General features: G+C 71.9%; 13 protein-coding genes and 1 pseudogene. 3 read left to right on the forward strand and 11 right to left on the reverse strand.

Annotated features, from left to right (window positions below; translation table 11 throughout):
* Positions 1-22: 22 nt before the first annotated feature.
* Together AMK24_RS10755 and AMK24_RS10760 are read right to left on the reverse strand one after the other, a co-directional pair.
* On the reverse strand, positions 23-391 hold the full coding sequence (locus AMK24_RS10755; protein ID WP_073767461.1) for a hypothetical protein: 369 nt from the start codon (positions 389-391) through the stop codon (positions 23-25).
* 112 nt (positions 392-503) lie between these two features.
* Complete coding sequence (locus AMK24_RS10760) at positions 504-851, reverse strand: MerR family transcriptional regulator (RefSeq protein WP_073767463.1); 348 nt, start codon at positions 849-851, stop codon at positions 504-506.
* Between the two features lie 109 nt (positions 852-960).
* Here AMK24_RS10760 and AMK24_RS10765 point away from each other — a divergent pair, with 109 nt between their 5' ends.
* Entirely contained in the window at positions 961-1,497 is a 537-nt protein-coding gene (locus AMK24_RS10765; RefSeq protein ID WP_242435126.1) for an RBBP9/YdeN family alpha/beta hydrolase, read from the forward strand.
* 94 nt (positions 1,498-1,591) lie between these two features.
* Here the strand turns inward: AMK24_RS10765 and AMK24_RS10770 are convergent, their stop codons facing one another.
* Positions 1,592-2,221 (reverse strand): class I SAM-dependent methyltransferase, encoded by a 630-nt coding sequence (locus AMK24_RS10770; RefSeq protein ID WP_073767467.1) that lies wholly within the window; start codon positions 2,219-2,221, stop codon positions 1,592-1,594.
* Positions 2,222-2,257: 36 nt separating this feature from the next.
* Here AMK24_RS10770 and AMK24_RS32615 point away from each other — a divergent pair.
* Positions 2,258-3,168 (forward strand): annotated as a pseudogene (locus AMK24_RS32615) (IS5 family transposase).
* A 328-nt stretch (positions 3,169-3,496) separates the two neighbouring features.
* Here the strand turns inward: AMK24_RS32615 and AMK24_RS10785 are convergent.
* From AMK24_RS10785 to AMK24_RS10800, 4 genes are all read right to left on the reverse strand, one after another.
* On the reverse strand, positions 3,497-4,228 hold the full coding sequence (locus AMK24_RS10785) for a polysaccharide deacetylase family protein (protein ID WP_073767469.1): 732 nt from the start codon (positions 4,226-4,228) through the stop codon (positions 3,497-3,499).
* Positions 4,229-4,433: 205 nt separating this feature from the next.
* The gene (locus AMK24_RS10790) at positions 4,434-5,042 is read right to left on the reverse strand and encodes a DsbA family protein (RefSeq protein ID WP_073767471.1); all 609 of its coding nucleotides are present in this window, start codon (positions 5,040-5,042) and stop codon (positions 4,434-4,436) included.
* 375 nt (positions 5,043-5,417) lie between these two features.
* Positions 5,418-6,983: an alpha/beta hydrolase gene (locus tag AMK24_RS10795; RefSeq protein ID WP_073767473.1), complete on the reverse strand. Its 1,566-nt coding sequence runs from the start codon at positions 6,981-6,983 to the stop codon at positions 5,418-5,420.
* Positions 6,984-7,589: 606 nt separating this feature from the next.
* Positions 7,590-9,749 carry a RecQ family ATP-dependent DNA helicase gene (locus AMK24_RS10800; protein ID WP_073768763.1) on the reverse strand — a complete coding sequence of 720 codons (2,160 nt, stop codon included), beginning with the start codon at positions 9,747-9,749 and terminating at the stop codon, positions 7,590-7,592.
* Positions 9,750-10,284: 535 nt separating this feature from the next.
* Between AMK24_RS10800 and AMK24_RS10810 the strand changes: the two genes are divergently transcribed.
* Positions 10,285-10,926 carry a hypothetical protein gene (locus AMK24_RS10810; protein ID WP_073767477.1) on the forward strand — a complete coding sequence of 214 codons (642 nt, stop codon included), beginning with the start codon at positions 10,285-10,287 and terminating at the stop codon, positions 10,924-10,926.
* Positions 10,927-11,123: 197 nt separating this feature from the next.
* Here the strand turns inward: AMK24_RS10810 and AMK24_RS10815 are convergent, their stop codons facing one another.
* The 4 genes from AMK24_RS10815 to AMK24_RS10830 all read right to left on the reverse strand — a co-directional run bounded on the left by AMK24_RS10815 (position 11,124) and on the right by AMK24_RS10830 (position 15,762).
* A complete protein-coding gene (locus tag AMK24_RS10815) occupies positions 11,124-11,750 on the reverse strand; it encodes a hypothetical protein (RefSeq protein ID WP_073767479.1) in 627 nt (208 codons plus the stop codon).
* A gap of 64 nt (positions 11,751-11,814) precedes the next feature.
* On the reverse strand, positions 11,815-12,525 hold the full coding sequence (locus tag AMK24_RS10820) for a ribonuclease HII (RefSeq protein WP_073767481.1): 711 nt from the start codon (positions 12,523-12,525) through the stop codon (positions 11,815-11,817).
* A gap of 197 nt (positions 12,526-12,722) precedes the next feature.
* On the reverse strand, positions 12,723-14,588 hold the full coding sequence (locus AMK24_RS10825; protein ID WP_073767483.1) for a DUF4153 domain-containing protein: 1,866 nt from the start codon (positions 14,586-14,588) through the stop codon (positions 12,723-12,725).
* 265 nt (positions 14,589-14,853) lie between these two features.
* Positions 14,854-15,762: an ADP-ribosylglycohydrolase family protein gene (locus AMK24_RS10830; RefSeq protein WP_073767485.1), complete on the reverse strand. Its 909-nt coding sequence runs from the start codon at positions 15,760-15,762 to the stop codon at positions 14,854-14,856.
* Positions 15,763-15,767 lie beyond the last annotated feature (5 nt).

Genomic DNA, 15,767 nt, shown 5'->3' on the forward strand with positions numbered 1-15,767 from the left:
ACGAAGGTCCGGACAGACGGGTTCACGACCAAGGTCCGCCGTCTGCCAGGAACTTCGCGTGCTTGTCTCCCCACCGGTGATCGATCTGCCCAGCGCGCACCTGCGTCACCCTGCCCAACGCCTGGACATGCACCGTCGCGAGACCGGCACTCGGTGACGCCGCGTCAGGCCCGGCCGTCCGGCCCTGCCGGCCCTTGCTCGTCTGCGCCGCGGTGACGCCCGCGCTCAGCTCTCCGTCGGGTGGCTGCGTCGGCATCGCACCGGCCCACCGCTCCGTCCGCCAGGCGATACAGGCCCTGGCCACACCGAAGGACTGGCGGCCCCCGCGGAAGCCCGTCGCACCACCAACCACCTCACCGACCTGGACAAGGCCGGCCTTGTCCTTCACCACGCATCAGCGCGAAGGTGGAAAAGACTCACTGTCCCAGCCACAGACCGCAGACCGGACCAAGGCTCGGCAGACGTGAACACCACGGCTCCACCTCCCCTGCGACGTCTCAGCGCTAACCGTGCACGAGTTCGTTCAGCCGGTGCTGTTTCTCACGGAGCTCGGCCTGCTTCGCGGCGAGGCACTCGGCGATCGAGTCGAGCTCGGCGCGGAGGCTCGGGCACATCTCCAGCGATACTCCGTGGTCGCCGACACGAGCGCAGTCGAGGTAGCGCTGAATGGTGGCGGTGCTGAGGCCGGCGGCGATCATCGTCTTGATCTGCGTGACCCTGATGACGTCTTCCACGGGATAGTCGCGGTAGCCGCCACTGGTTCGCTCGGGGACCAGCAGCCCCCGGTCCTCGTAGTGGCGGAGCGCTCTGGCGCTCACGCCCGTCAGCCTCGCGAGTTCGCCGATCCGCACCCTTCGTTCCTCCTGCTCGATTTGACCTTCACGCTGGCGTGAGCCCTTACGGTCCTGAGGTATGACCGCCACAGCGACTCAGACTCGCCCTACAACGCATCCGCGTGCCGTGATCTTCCACGGGTACGGTGCGACCCCCGCCGATCACTGGTTCGCCTGGCTCGCCGAGCAACTCGAAACAGACGGCATCAGCACCACGCTCCCCGCCCTCCCCCACCCTCTCGATCCGGACCCCGGCCAGTGGGAGGACGATGTCCGAGCCGCCCTGGGAGACCCGGACGAGCACACGATCGTGATCGCCCACAGCCTCGGCTGCCTGCCGGTACTGCGCTACCTGCGCTCCCTCCCGGGCTCTTGGCGGCTGAGAACTCTGGTGCTGGTGTCGGGTTTCATCGACCGGCTGCCTGTCCTACCCGAGTTGGACGGCTTCATCGGTGAGGGCTGCGACGTGACCGGACTTCGTGACCACATCGGCCGGATCGTGATCGTCCGCTCCGACAACGACTCGATCGTTCCGCCCGCCCACACCGACCGCCTCGCCGAACAGTTCGGAATCTCCGCACAGGTTGTTCCCAGCGGGGGGCATTTCCTCGCCGACGAGGGCGTCACGGAACTGCCTGCCGTCCGCGACGCGATCTCGTCCTAGGGCCTGTCTGACAATTCCCGTCGGACCAGCGAGCGTCCGTCGAGCTGGCAGCCCGGATATGCGCCGACATCTGGCGGGTATTGCCGGGCAGGACCTACGAGCGGCGGGCCAGCAGGTGCGCGTCGAGGAAACCCCGTTCAGAGGCTGGATCGTGGAGCAGCCGGGCGAAGGGATCGAGACCGGCATCGGCCAGCAGTTCGGCGAGGCTATCTGCCGGCCAGCTGTAGGCGGGCGCCACTTTGTGGTTGAAGCGAACCGGTTCTTGTCCGTCGGTCCCGAAGAAGGAGACCAGGAGCAGGCCATCCGGCGCCAGGACGCGTACCTGTTCGGAGAGTAGCTCCGGCAGCTCCCCCGGAGGGGTGTGGATCATCGAGTAGTGGGCCAGCACGCCGCCGAGCGCGCCGTCCTCGATCGGCAGGGATTCCATCCGCGCCTCTTGGAAGCACAGCGCCGGATGGGCCTGCCGGGCGTGGTCGACCATGCCGGGGGCAAGGTCGAGTCCGAAGGCGTCCAGGCCCAGTTCGTGCAGCATGGCTGTCAGATGTCCGGGCCCGCACCCGACGTCCGCTGCCCGCGGGTTGCCCGTCGCGCGCACCAGTTCGGCGAAGGTGCCGATCATGGCCCGGGAGAAAGGCTGTGTCTCCAGCCGGTTTGCGAACAGCGATGCGTACAGCTCGACGACACCGTCGTAGGCCGTCCTGGTCTCGTCCTGATGATTCACCACGGGCAGGACTCTATAGCCGGTCTGATAATTGATCTTGTGGCAGGTCGAGGTGAGCTGACGGACGCGGCATGGGGGCGAATAGAGCCCCTGTTGCCGCAGGTGGACGGCCGCGGCCGTCCGTGGCGTGATCACCGGCAGGTGGTCAACGGGGTGCTGTGGCGGCTGCGGGCCGGGCCCCGTGGCGCGACCTACCCGAGCGGTATGGGCCGTGGCAGACCGTCTACGAGCGGTTCGCCCGGTGGGAGGCCGATGGCACATGGGCGAAGCTGCTGGAGCACGTCCAGGTCCGTGACGATGCGGCGGGCCGGGTGGAGTGGACCGTCGCCGTCGACTCCACGGTCAACCGGGCCCATCAGCATGCCGCAGGCGCCCGTAAAAGGGGGACGTGGACGGGGACGAACTGGAAGATCCGGGCTGCTCGCAGGCGTGCCGGGCACTCGGTCGGTCTCGGGGCGGGTTGACCGCCAAGGTCCGTCTCGCCGTCGACGGCCGGGGGCTGCCGCTGTCGATTGTGCTCACACCCGGAAACGTCAACGACGCCACAGCGTTCGCCGATGTCCTCAATGGGGTATGCACTCCTCGGGCCGGCACGGGCCGTCCGCGCACGACACCGGACCGTGTGCTGGGTGATAAGGCGTATTCCAGCAGGGCCATCCGTCATCTGCTGAGGCGTCGGGGTATCGCTGCCACGATCCCCGAGCGCCGCGACCAGGTGGCCAACCGTCGGCGCCGGGGGCGCTGCGGTGGTCGGCCACCCGTCTTCGACACGGAGAGCTATCGCGACCGCAACGTGGTCGAACGATGCTTCGCTCGCCTCAAACAGTTCCGCGCGATCGCAACCAGGTTCGACAAGCTCGCGAACCGGTACCGCGCGGGAGTCGTCCTGGCCTCCCTGATCCTCTGGCTCCGTGAAGCGGCCAGGTGATCATTTGTCAGACAGGCCCTAGCGGATTTCGCGACTCAACCCGCATTCCTCATCAGTGGCTTCGAGAGGGCTTCCATGCGTTTCCGGACGGCCGTGCCCATCCTGCCTCTGCGCACTCATGACCGGGGCCGCCGACCGGCACGCAGCCAACGACCCGCGTCAAGGTACAACAGCGGCTCGGGGGACCACTGCGTCGAGGCCACCCCCGCCCCTCCGCCATCCAGGTCCGCGACTCCAAGATCGAGGAGAGCCCGCGGCCCGCCCTCGCCCCGGCCACCTGGACGCACTTCCGCGCGTACGCCGCCCAGGCCTGGGTCCAGGGCGGCTCGCACGTTGCCGGCGCCGGGTCGTCAACGCCAGGGCGCCGCCTTGGCGTGGAAGGTCAGACCCGGCCACGCCTGGACCGGCGTGCGTGAGTACGCGATCCGACCCGGGCACAGGCTCCGCTCGGCGAGCCCTTGGACGATCTTCGGGATGGCCGCGAGGGTCGTCTGCAGGCCGTCGTGCATCAACAAGATGATGCCGCCCGGCTTCACGGTGAGCGCGTTCGCCACGATCGTCTCGGTGGGAAGACCGCTCCAGTCGACGGTGTCGGCCGTCCAGATCACCTCGGTCATCCCCAATCGGGCCGCGTCCCGCCGGGTGCGTGCGTCGGTGCTCCCGAAGGGCGGTCGGAACAGCGTGGGCGCACGCCCTGTCCGAGTTCGGATGACGCGGCTGGTGTCGCGCAGCTCGGCGAACGCGTCGGCCGCGTCGAGCCCTACGAGATCGGCGTGGGTGTAGGAGTGGTTTCCGACCTGATGGCCCTCGGCGACGATCCGCCGGGTCCCGGCACGCTGCCCGTCGGCCAGTGTGCCGGTCACGAAGAACGTCGCCCTGACACGTCCAGCGTCCCGCAGCGCCTTCAGATACCCGGCCGTGCGCTCCGTCGGACCGTCGTCGAAGGTCATGGCCACGTAGCCCTCGGAACAACGGCTGCCGGAGGCCGCTGCCTGCGCGGCCGCCGATGGTGACGTGAACGACGTCATCAGTGTCGCCAGAGCCGCGCTGAACCATATGCGCGTTCTGTATCGCCTGCTCATAGGGGGATCCTCTCCGGGGTGGGCCGGTAAGCCGGCAAGGCACCGGAGCGCCCCGGAACAGCGGCTCTCTCCCCCATATCCGCCCTGGGTGCGGCGGCCAGCCGGACGTCGCGCACATCGCGCAGGACAGTCCTGTCCCACGGAAGGATTCGGCAAACGCGGACAGGCCGAGTACGGAGGATCCCGACGGAACCCGGCGGATGCGTCAGTCCAGGTTCAGCTCGGCGAGGAACGCCTCGGGGGTCACCGCGTAGCCCATGGGGTTGATGACGGTGACGGGGCGGCCGTCGAAGAGCACGGTGGGCGTGCCCGTGACACCACTGGTCTCGAAGGCTGCCGAGACACGACGGGCCCAGGGGATGTAGAAGCCCTCGGTCACCTTGCGGTCGAAGTCGGGGCCGCGCAGCCCGTCGACCTCCTCGGCCAGGCGCAGCAGGACGCCGGTGTCGGCGAAGGCGTCGTCGTCCTCGGCGGGCTGAGAGGCGAACAGGGAGCGGATATAGCGCAGGGCAGTCGCCGCGCCCGCGTCGGACGCCGCGCCCACGGCGCTCAGTGCGCACAGCGACCCGGTGCCGCCGGCTCCGGCGTCGATGAACGTGGCGAACTGGTGCTCGAGGGTGACGCGGCCCTCCTCGGCCAGCTTCTCCATGACCGGGCCGAGACCTCGCTCCATGCGTTTGCAGAAGGGGCAGCGCAGATCGGCATAGACCCGCAGCGTGTGGCCGGGCTGTGCCCCGGCGCCCTTTCCGTAGACCAGGGTGGTGCCGTCGGGGCCGGTGGTATTGGCCGGTGCAGAGGTGCTCGATGACGTCATGGTCGCCTTTCGGATGGCTGTGCGGACGTGCTTCCCTGACCTGGGCGGTGGTGCGGCCCCCTCTTCGGTGAACTGCCCGCGATCGACAGGTTCGCGTGATGCGCCCGGACGGGAATCGGCACCGATCGTGTCAGGAAGGCGCCCGGCACAGGAGCCCTGACGAGGCCGTACGCCCGCGAGCCACTCCCCCGGGTGACAGCGTGCGGCCCTCTGCGGAAATCCCGGCAGCAACGAGGACCGCCCGCCCGGTGGGGACACCGGCCCCTGGGACGCGGGCTGGTCCGCTGACGAGGACGGGGCTGTCCGGCCCGAGGCCGGGCAGCCCCGCGACAAGGTCTTCCGCTGCCTTCTGCCAGGGGATACGTCTGCCGGGGTTCAGCGGCCGGAGAACGGGAGGCGGACCGGAGCCGCGGCGGGGCCCGGGGAGGCGGAACGGGAGTCTCCCGCAGGAAGCGGGTCAGCCGCGCAGGTGACGTCCCGGACCGGAAGCCTGCCGGTGGTCAGATAGTGCGTGGCGACATCGTCGGCGCACGCGCTGACGCCGAGCGAGTACACGCCGTGGCCCTGCCCCTCGTCCACCGTGACGAGCCGGGAGCCCTTCAACGCCCGTCGCATGCCGAGCGCGGTGGCCAGGGGGGTCTGTGAATCCCATTCGTTCTGGACGATGAGTGCGGGCACCTTGTTGTCGATCCTGGTGGCCGCTTCGATCGGACGGTCCCAGTAGGCGCACGGGAAGATGTTCGAGACGGAGTCGCCGTACAGGGGGTAGCGGACGCTGTCGCGCCGGGCGTCGGCCCGGTAGACGGCCGGGGCGGTGGGCCAGCGGGTGTCACCGCACACGATCGCGAGGTAACTCGCCAGCTCGTTGTCGGTGGGTACGAAGGTCGGGAAGGTCGGGACGGGCTTGCCCGCGGCGGCGTCCCGAAGCAGCCCCAGGGTCCTGGCGGCGACGGACGGGTGGGTGATCTCCCAGCGGATGTACTCGCGGACCTCGGCCCCGTCGAACCTGGTACCGCCGAGGTCGAGCGGCTCGCGGTCGGCGCGCGCCACGATGTCCCAGAACAGCCTCTCGACCTCGGCGGGCGTGTCGCCGAGTCCGTACCGTGCCGCATGACGAGCGGTCCAGTCCGTCCACCGGTCGAACGCGGTCTCGGCCTGTTCCGCCCAGGCCCGCCCCATGCTCCTCCAGACCCGCTCCGGGTCGACCGCGCTGTCCAGGACGAACCGGTCGACCCGTTGGGGGTACAACTGGGTGTACACAGAACCGAGATAGGTCCCGTACGAGAGCCCGAAGTAGGAGATCCTCCGTTCCCCGAGAGCCGTGCGGATGAGGTCCATGTCGCGTGCGGTGTTGCGGGTGGTGACGTGCCGGAGCGTTTCCTCGTCGCGGTTCCGGCACCGGTCCGCGATGTCGCGCGCCCAGGCGACGTCCTTGGCGAACGTCGCGTCCTTGTAAGGCCGGTACGTCAGCCGTTCGTCGGCGGTGGTCGTGCCACAGGCGAGCGGGCTGCTGGCGCCGACTCCGCGCGGATCGAAACCGATCAGGTCGTACCGGTCCTTCACGGACTGCGGCAGAAGACCGCTGAGAGCCAGGGGGTAGAAGAGCCCGGAATTGCTGGGGCCGCCCGGGTTGAAGATCAGGACCCCGCGGCGTTCGGCCGGGTCGGCGGCCTTGATCCGCGACAGCGCCACAGCGATCTTCCTGCCGCCCGGCTCGCGGTGGTCGAGAGGCACCATGAGGGTCGCGCACTCCACGGTGGCGGAAATGTCGCCGCCACACCCCTGCCAGGTCATGGAGGAGGCGGCCGGGGCGGCCACCGGCCGACCGGGACCGACCGCAGGCGCAGCCAGGGCTGGGGTGGTGGTGCTGAGGAGCGTGGGGGCGAGTAACGCGGCGACGCTCAGGGCGATCTTGGAGGTCGCTCTTCGTCTCAGGAGCAAGGGAGTGCCTTCGTTCGCTGGGATGGTGAAGGGCGCCCAGCGGTCCGAAGGGGCGGACCACAGGGCCGTCGGACAGGCTAACGGGCCTACAAAACAGCCGAGTTCGGATACGCGAAGCCTCCAGGTCCGCTTCGGGGACGGCGGCGCCCGGGCGAGGAGGTGCGGAAAGCCGGCGTCGCCGATGGCGCCCAGGTGCTCCTGGCGGGATCGCCGTCGTCCCTGACCGGCAGGAACCGGTGCTCTCGCGGTTCGCGACGGTCGGGGTCGGGGTCGGAGTCGCAGCCCTCGCGAACGCCGGTAGGGCGTGTTCCTGCGAGGGGCCCTCCCCCCTCCCCGCCGACGCGGGGGTGCTCCGGCCCCGACGTGCCCACGCTGCCCCGCCGCTTCCGTTCTCCCCGTCGAGGCGGAATGTCCGGGGCGCAGAACAGGTACGTGTAACCGTGTACTCCCCGCTGGTTCCGGCGCCCCAAGCCGGGCTTCGAGCTGGGGCGGAGTCGACCCGGCTGAGGACGGTGCTCCACGGAAGGGCCTTCCGCCGCCCCATTCCCCGCAATCGCGACCTGTCGCCCCTGCCCCTTCACCGGACCCTCCTGCCCCCCGCAAAAGCTATCCGGCGAGCGCCAGGACGAGCGGGAGCACTTGGTCTGCTCCGGCCTGACGCAGGAGGCGTGCGCCCACCGCGAGGGTCCAGCCGGAATCGGTGTAGTCGTCGACGAGCAGGACCGGGCCTGGAGTGGCGGCCAAGGCTGCGGCGAGTTGGTCGGGCAGGGTGAACGAGTCCGCCAGGGCCCGTAGCCGCTGGGCCGAGTTGCTGCGGTGTGCGGTGTGTTCGTCGGCGTGCGGGGTGTAGGCGAGGCTGCCCAGGAGAGGGAGCCTGCCGACCCCGGCCACACCCTCGGCCAGGGAGCCGACCAGCTGAGGGCGCGTGCGGGAGGGCATGGCGACGACGCCGACGGGTCGGGCCACCGCGTCAGGAGTTCCGCCGGCCCAGCCACCCGGTGAGCGGGCCCAGTCCGCCAGCACCGTCACCACAGCGTTCAGCACGTCCTCCGGAACCGGCCCGTCTGTCGCCTGCGCCGACAGGAGCGGCCGCAGCCGGTTACCCCAGCCGATGTCCGACAGCCTTCCCAGCGCACGTCCCGTCATAGCTTGCTGACCTGCCGGGATGCGGCCCTTGAGGTCCATGCCGACCGCTGTGAGGCCGGTCGGCCACATCTTGCGGGGTTCGACCTCGACGCCCGGCCGGTCCAGCTCGCCCGTCGCCGCCGTGAGGGCCGAGGACGAAACGGCGGGATCGAGCCATGAGCCGGCGCAGTTGTCGCAGCGACCGCACGGAACCGCCTTCTCGTCATCGAGCTGCCGTTGCAGGAACTCCATGCGGCAGCCGGCGGTCGCCACGTAGTCCCGCATGGCCTGCTGCTCCGCGGCCCGCTGCTTCGCGACCCAGGCGTACCGCTCCGCGTCATACCTCCACGGCTGCCCTGTGGCAGTCCAGCCGCCCTTCACCCGCTTGACCGCCCCGTCCACGTCCAGGACCTTGAGCATCGTCTCCAGACGCGAACGCCGAAGATCCACCAGCGGCTCCAGCGCGGGCAGCGACACCGAGCGACCCGCTTGCTCCAGGACGTCCAGGGTGCGCCGCACCTGCTCCTCGGGCGGGAATCCCACCGAAGCGAAGTAGGCCCAAATCGCCTCGTCCTCGCGCCCCGGCAGCAGCAGGACATCGGCGTGATCCACACCGCGCCCGGCACGCCCGACCTGCTGGTAGTAGGCGATCGGGGACGAGGGCGAGCCCAGGTGCACCACGAAGCCCAAGTCCGGCTTGTCGAAACCCATGCCCAGCGCGGACGTGGCGACCAGGGCCTTGACCCGGTTCGCCAGCAGGTCCTCCTCCGCCTGCAACCGCTCGGCGTTCTCCGTCTTTCCCGTGTAGGAAGCCACCGGATATCCACGCTGCCGCAGGAACGCGGCGACCTCTTCCGCCGCCGCCACGGTCAGCGTGTAAATGATCCCCGAACCCTGCAGATCCCCGAGCCGCTCCCCCAGCCACGCGAGCCGGTGTGCCGCGTTCGGCAGCTCCAGCACCCCCAGGCGAAGGCTTTCCCGGTCCAGCGGCCCCCGCAACACCAAGGCGTCCTTGCCGCCGGTGCCCAATTGCTCCGCCACATCCGCGGTCACCCGGGCATTCGCCGTGGCGGTGGTGGCCAGCACCGGCACCCCGGCCGGAAGCTCCGCCAGCATGGTGCGCAGCCGCCGGTAGTCAGGCCGGAAGTCGTGGCCCCAGTCGGAGATGCAGTGCGCCTCATCGACCACCAAAAGCCCGGTCGTCGCCGCGAGCTTCGGCAGCACCTGATCACGGAAGTCCACGGAATTGAGGCGCTCCGGGCTCACGAGAAGAACGTCGGTCTCACCGCGCTCCACCTCACCGTAGATCGTCTCCCACTCCTCCGGATTGGCCGAGTTGATCGTGCGCGCCTGAATTCCCGCACGCGCCGCCGCCTCGACCTGGTTGCGCATCAACGCCAACAACGGCGAAATGATCACCGTCGGGCCGGCCCCACGCCGCCGCAGCAGAGCGGTGGCCACGAAATAGACGGCCGACTTTCCCCACCCGGTGCGCTGCACCACCAGCGCCCGACGACGCTCCTCGACCAGGGCCGCCACCGCCTGCCACTGGTCCTCCCGCAGCCGTGCCGCCCCTGCGGGGGCGCCGACCAGCTCAGCGAGGACGGTGTCGGCTTCTGTGCGCAGTTCCAGGGTCTCCATACCCCCATGCAACCCGATGGCACCGACAATCGACGACTCCACCGTGTGTCACCACCCCGTCGCAAGCGGCCCACAGGCACACGCCGATCGAGGAGGGACGAGACCGGCCTCCCGCCACGGCCGTCCTCGGACAGCACGTTCAGGCAGCTTCCTCGCCGACTCCGGGCACAGGGGACGGGCGGTCGGGCCTCCGAGGCGGCCCGTTCCGCTGGTGGACGATCTGCCGGACACCGGCCGGGCCCTGGCCGTGGCGGCGCGGCCGCTGCGACGGGCCGGAGCACAGGGGGTGTTTCCGCTGGTCCTCGCGGTTCAGGGGTGGCGGAAGGAGTCATCCTGGGCGGGTCTGGGCAGGGATATCAGTGTCATTCCGGCTGATACCCGTCAGCCTCGGCAATTGCTCGTTGCCGCCCGCCGGTAGGCCGGGGAGAATCGGGGTCGCCCCCGCACAGTTCCTCATCGGGCCCGGAAGGGCTGTGCCGCGGCGTGCCCTCACTCGACCCTGCCCGCACCGTGGGCGCGTAGCGAAGGGAGGACCGTGACCTTCGGATTCGCCCCGTCCGCAGCCACGTCGACATCGGCGTCCTCGGTTTCCGTCGACTCCGTCAACCGCCTCGCCCGGATGCTCGAACCGGCGGAGTGGGCGTCGGCGGGCATACCCCTGCTCCGCAGTCCCCGTGAGGTCGTCAGCGGGCTGCACTCCCGGCACCGGCCGACGCCGGCCACCGCCGTGGTCGCGGTTCTCGACCATGAGGAACGGCTCGTCGCGAGCGCGTCGTTCACCCGCCGGACGTCGATGCCCGCGGACGGCTGGGAGTTCCGCAACGCCCTGCTGGCACAGCTGCGGCGCGTCATCCCGCACGACCTGCGCCGCCGTACTCCGGTCCGTACGGCCGTACTTCTGTACTGCCGCGAGGGCGACGAACGGTGGACCGAGGAGGACGGCGCGTGGATGTGGGGCCTCCGGGACGCCTGCACCCTGCACGGGCTGCGCTGCGGCGCGTACATCACGCTGACCGGCGGAGGCTGGCAGGTGCTCGGCGAGGGGAGGGGAGGGCGGCAGCCCAGTTCGCTGTCGGAGCCCACGCTCCTGGCCGACACCGTCCCCGACCGTCCGACCGCGCCGACCCGGTCGGGCGGCGGGGCCGCGGAGGCTCTGCGGCACACCGCGGCCCGCTGACCGGTCGACGGCCGCCTGCGGGGCGGAACCGGCCGGCGCGGGACGGCGGGGCCGGACGGCGCCGATCGGCCGCGGACCGCCCACCGCCCGGTCCGCAGGTCACCCGCCGGGGCGCTGCCGGCACCGGTCTCGGCCGGAGGCTCCCCGGGCGTCTCCGGCCGCCCGCACGGACGACCGGAGACACCAGTGCGACGGGTTCAGACCCCGGTGCCGAGTGCGGAGTTGACCGTCTGCGGGTCGCCGCAGACGATCAGCAGCGCGGCGGCACGGTCCCGGGCGACGGGCAGGGCACGGGCCACGGTCCGCTCGGCGTCGTCGCTGTTGACCGCGACGACCACCACGGGACGGGGGCGGGTCCGGTCCAGGGCGGAGACGTCGGCGAAGAAGACGTCGTCGCCCGCGTCGTGCTGGGCCCAGTACGCGGCTTCGCCGAAGGACAGCTCGTGGCCGGCCCACGGGTGCTGCTCGCCGGTGGTGAGCACCAGGATGTCGCCCGGCGTGCGGCCGGACTCCAGCAGCAGGTCGACGGCTTCCTCGGCCGCGTCGAGCGCACCGGCCGCAGAGGCCGGGATCAGCTGGACCTGCGGTGCGGAACGATTCTCCGCCGGCTGCGGACGAGCGGGCGCCGCGGGGGCGGAGGGGGCGCGCTGCGCCGGGGAGGCGGGACGCGCGGGGGCGGGCCCGGGACGGCCGGGGCGCGGGGTGGCCGCTGAACGCGGGCCGGGTACGGGACGGGGGGTCGGCGTGGTGCGGCCGGTGGCCGGAGTGACGCGGGGACCCTGGGCGCTCTCGGGAATCTGAGGCTCCTCGGAGATCAGAGGCATGACGGTGGTCTGGTGCGGACGCCGGTGTCGTCCCGGCGCCGGTGGAAGGGGCGCGTGCGCGCGATCAGAATTCGAAGCCGAGCTGGCCCCCACTTTCGAGTGCGGCCGCCTCGGCGGAAATACGGACCTTCTTCAGGTGTCGCCACCGGGGCAGGGCATCGAGATACGCCCAGGAGAGGCGGTGATGGGCGCTCGGCCCCCGCTCCTCCAGCGCGGCCCGGTGCACGGGCGAGGGATAGCCCGCGTTGGCGTCGAAGGCGAAGCCTGCGCAGTCCTCGGACGCGGCGCCCAGCTCGGCCATCATCCGGTCCCGGTACACCTTGGCGATCACCGAGGCCGCCGCGACCGCGATGCAGGACTGATCGCCCTTGATCACGGTGCGGACCTGCCAGGGAGCGCCCAGGTAGTCGTGCTTGCCGTCGAGGATCACCGCGTCGGGCCGTACCGGCAGCCCTTCCAGGGCCCGCACGGCGGCGAGCCGGAGAGCCGCGGTCATACCGAGGTCGTCGATCTCCCGCGGAGACGCCTCACCCAGCGCGTAGGCGGAGACCCAGCTCCGCAGCACGGGTTCGAGCCGGGCACGCCGCAGCGGGGTCAACAACTTGGAATCGGTGAGGCCTTCGGGCGGACGGCGCAGGCCGGTGACCGCCGCGCACACGGTGACGGGTCCGGCCCACGCACCGCGTCCGACCTCGTCGACACCGGCGACGGTCCTGGCACCGGTGGTAGCGCGAAGCGAGCGCTCGACGGTGTGCGTGGGTGGTTCGTACGGCATGGCGCCAGCCAGCGTACGCCGAGAGCCACGACAGCAACACCCCGGGGCGCCGTGCGGGCCGCGAATCGGTCGCAGAAGGCGGCCGCAGCACCCTTCGGGCCCTCGGGACCCGTGGAGGTGGAGGGCCCCGAGGGGTGCTGGACGGGGAGGACCCCGGCCGCCCGGAGCGCCCGCCGATCCGCAGGGCGGGGGCCGGGTCAGTACGGGTCGTAGCCGTCGCTCTCCGGCTCGCGGCCCTCACGGGTTCCGTCCCGGCCCAGGCGGTAGCAGTCGCGCCCGTCCCCCCGCACCGGGCGCTTCTCCAGGATCTCCTTCGCCCGCGCCTCTCCCCAGCTGGTCGCGTACCAGGGGGTGTCGGCGCGGAGGACCTCGCGCTGGATGATCCGCAGCGCACAGGAGCGTTGCGGTTCGGGCAGCCGGTCCAGGGCCGGGACGGCGTCGGCGGAGAGGTCCTTCAGGTAGTCGATGTCGACGCCGGCGCCCTCGCGGGCCTCGAAGCGCTGGACGTTCTGCTCGGCCACCAGGCCGTCCGGCGAGATCAGGCCGAAAGCCAGCACCCCGGCCGCCGCGCTCACCGCGACGGCCCGCGGCAGGAACCGGGCGCCGAAGACTCCGGCGGCCAGGATCAGGATCAGCACCACGCCGAGCCAGAGTTCCATCGCGGCCACGGAGATCCGCAGCCGGGTCAGCCCGTACTCGTCGACGTACAGGTCCATGCGGCGCAGTGCGGAGGCGACCACGACGAGGGTGAGCACGCAGAGGGCGCCGAGGACGGCGCGGACCAGCGTCCGGTCCCGGCTGCCGCCGCGCGGGGCCCACCGCAGGGCCAGGGCTATCACGAGGAGGGTGAGCAGGGTGGCCCACAGGAGCTGCCAGAAACCCTGGCGGGCGTACTCGGCGTGGTCGAGCCCCGTCTCCGCCCGCACCTTCTCGTACCCCCCGAGGAGGACGACGAGCTGGAGCGCGATGAACGCGGCGAAGAGCAGGTCGAGGACGATGAGCGGAAGCGCCCATTCGACCCGCCCCCGCGGCTTGCCGGGCCGCACGGTGATCCCGTCCCAGCGCACGGGGGCGGCCGCGGCGTACGCGGCGGCGAGCGCTCCGGCCAGACCGAGCGCGAACAGGAAGACCCGCCACGGCGCCTCGCCGCCCGGGACGTCGGGCAGGAGGCTGCCCAGCAGATCGGCGAACGCGGCGTCCGCACTGGCGAAGAGGGTGCCGAACACCACCAGCAGCACCAGGGCCACGGCCGCGGTGCGCAGGGCTGTGCCCCAGCGCGCCCGAGAACCGTCGGCCCGCGCGCGTACCCCCTGTACGCCCCAGATGACGCCGGGGACGAGTGAGTCGAACAGGCCCACGGACCCGATGAGGACGCCCGGCCAGCTGCGGCTGCCGTGCAGCGTCAGCGAGCCCAGGGCGAACGCCGAGACCACCGCGAGGAAGGTGGGCCAGCCCGCGTCCCGGAGCGCGGGCACGGCCAGCAGCGCGAGCCCTCCCGCCGCCCAGGTCGCGGTCCAGGGACGCAGTCGGCGGCCCGCCGAGCGCGCGGCGAAGAACGCGGCCGACGCGGCGGGCGCCGCCACGATCAGGAGGTTCACCCCGAGTCCGTCGCCCAGGAAGTACGCGCACAGGACGGCCGTGGCCAGGACGGACCAGAGGACGGCGGGTGGTATCAGGGGCGGAGCCGGTGGCCGGAGCCGGGCCGTCGGGCCGTCCTGCACGCTGTTCGCGGCGCGGGCGCGGGGGGCTCCCGCGGCGTACTGCCAGGGGTTGCCGACGCTGCCCGCCGGGACGCTCCGGGCCCCGGCGTCCCTGGCCGCATCGCCGGGCGCGGCGCCCTGGGCGGGGGCGCCCACGGCCCCGGCGGCCCTGGCGCCGTCCGCCGGTGCGCCGGTCGCGGAGGCCGCCACCACGCCCTCGGCGGTGGCGGCGCCCCCTCCCGTACCGGCGGCCCCCGCGTCGCGGGCGGTCCTGCCGGCCTCCGCCGGCTCCGGTGGCAGGGGCGCACCGGTTCCCGGCGACGGCTCCGGCGGTGCGGACTCCTCGGACGGCTGATCGGACATGGGGCCCCTCCCCCACCGGCGCCCCGCGCGACCCACAGCGGTACGCACGCCCGGCCCGGTGTCTCATTCGGCGCACGCCCCCAAGATCAACCGGGGGCGGTGTGGCCGAAAGAGTAATCCCGAACGCCCGTTCGCAGACACGCGGAGTGATCCTGTGGCAGGACCGTGACAGAGGGCCGCCGCCCCGGCGGGGGGGGCGGACGGCCGCCGGAGGGGGATCGGACGGTCGGGCGGGGATCGGACGGTCGGGCGGGGAACGGCGGGTTCAGCGGGGCGGGAGGCCCAGCCACGCGGGCGGTTCCTCCGTCTGCGCCAGCCACGTCTCGGGCGGAGCTCCGGCCCCGCCCGACGCGACGACACCGCCGACGATGGCGCACGTCGTGTCGACGTCGCCGCCCGCCTGGGCCGTGACCCAGAACGCCTCCTCGTAGTCCCCGAGGCTTCGCGCGGCCGACCAGAGCGCGAACGGCACGGTGTCGTGCGCGCTGGTGCGGCGGCCGTTGCCGAGGACCGCGGCGACCGTCCCGGCGTCCTGGTAGTCCAGCATGTCGCGGGCCCGGCGCAGCCCCGCTCCGACCGCGCTGCGCGGGACGAGCGCGACGACGCCGTCCAGCAGGTCCTCGGGGCTCGGCGGCCCGTCGGGGGAGGCGGCGAGCGACGCTGCGGCGGCCACGGCCATCGCGCCGACGACCGCCTCGCGGTGCTGGTGCGTCGGGTACGAGGAGATCTCGGCCTGGTGCGTGGCCTGCTCCGGATCGTCCGCGTACCAGGCGCCGAGCGGAGCGATGCGCATCGCGGAACCGTTGCCCCAGGAGCCCTGGCCGTTGAAGAGCGCCGAGGACAGCTCCCGCCAGTCGCCGCCCTCCCGCACGAGCCTGAGAAGCCGGTTGACGGCGGGGCCGTAGCCCCGGTCGAAGTCGTGGTGCTCGGCGAAGGAGCGGGCCAGCGCGTCCTGGTCGACACGTCCGTGCGCGGCGAGCACGGCGAGGACCGAGCAGGCCATCTCGGTGTCGTCGGTCCACTGCCAGGGCCCGGGCGGCAGGGCGCGCTGTTTCAGCAGGGGGTAGTTGGCCGGTACGAAGAACTGGGAGCCCAGGGCGTCTCCCACGGACAGCCCACGCAGGCTGGCCAGGGCGCGTTCGAAGCGCCGCTCGGAAGCGGAATCAGCGGTCATCGACC

Origin of the sequence: Streptomyces sp. CB02366, assembly GCF_001905905.1 — a bacterium.
Lineage (GTDB): Bacteria > Actinomycetota > Actinomycetes > Streptomycetales > Streptomycetaceae > Streptomyces.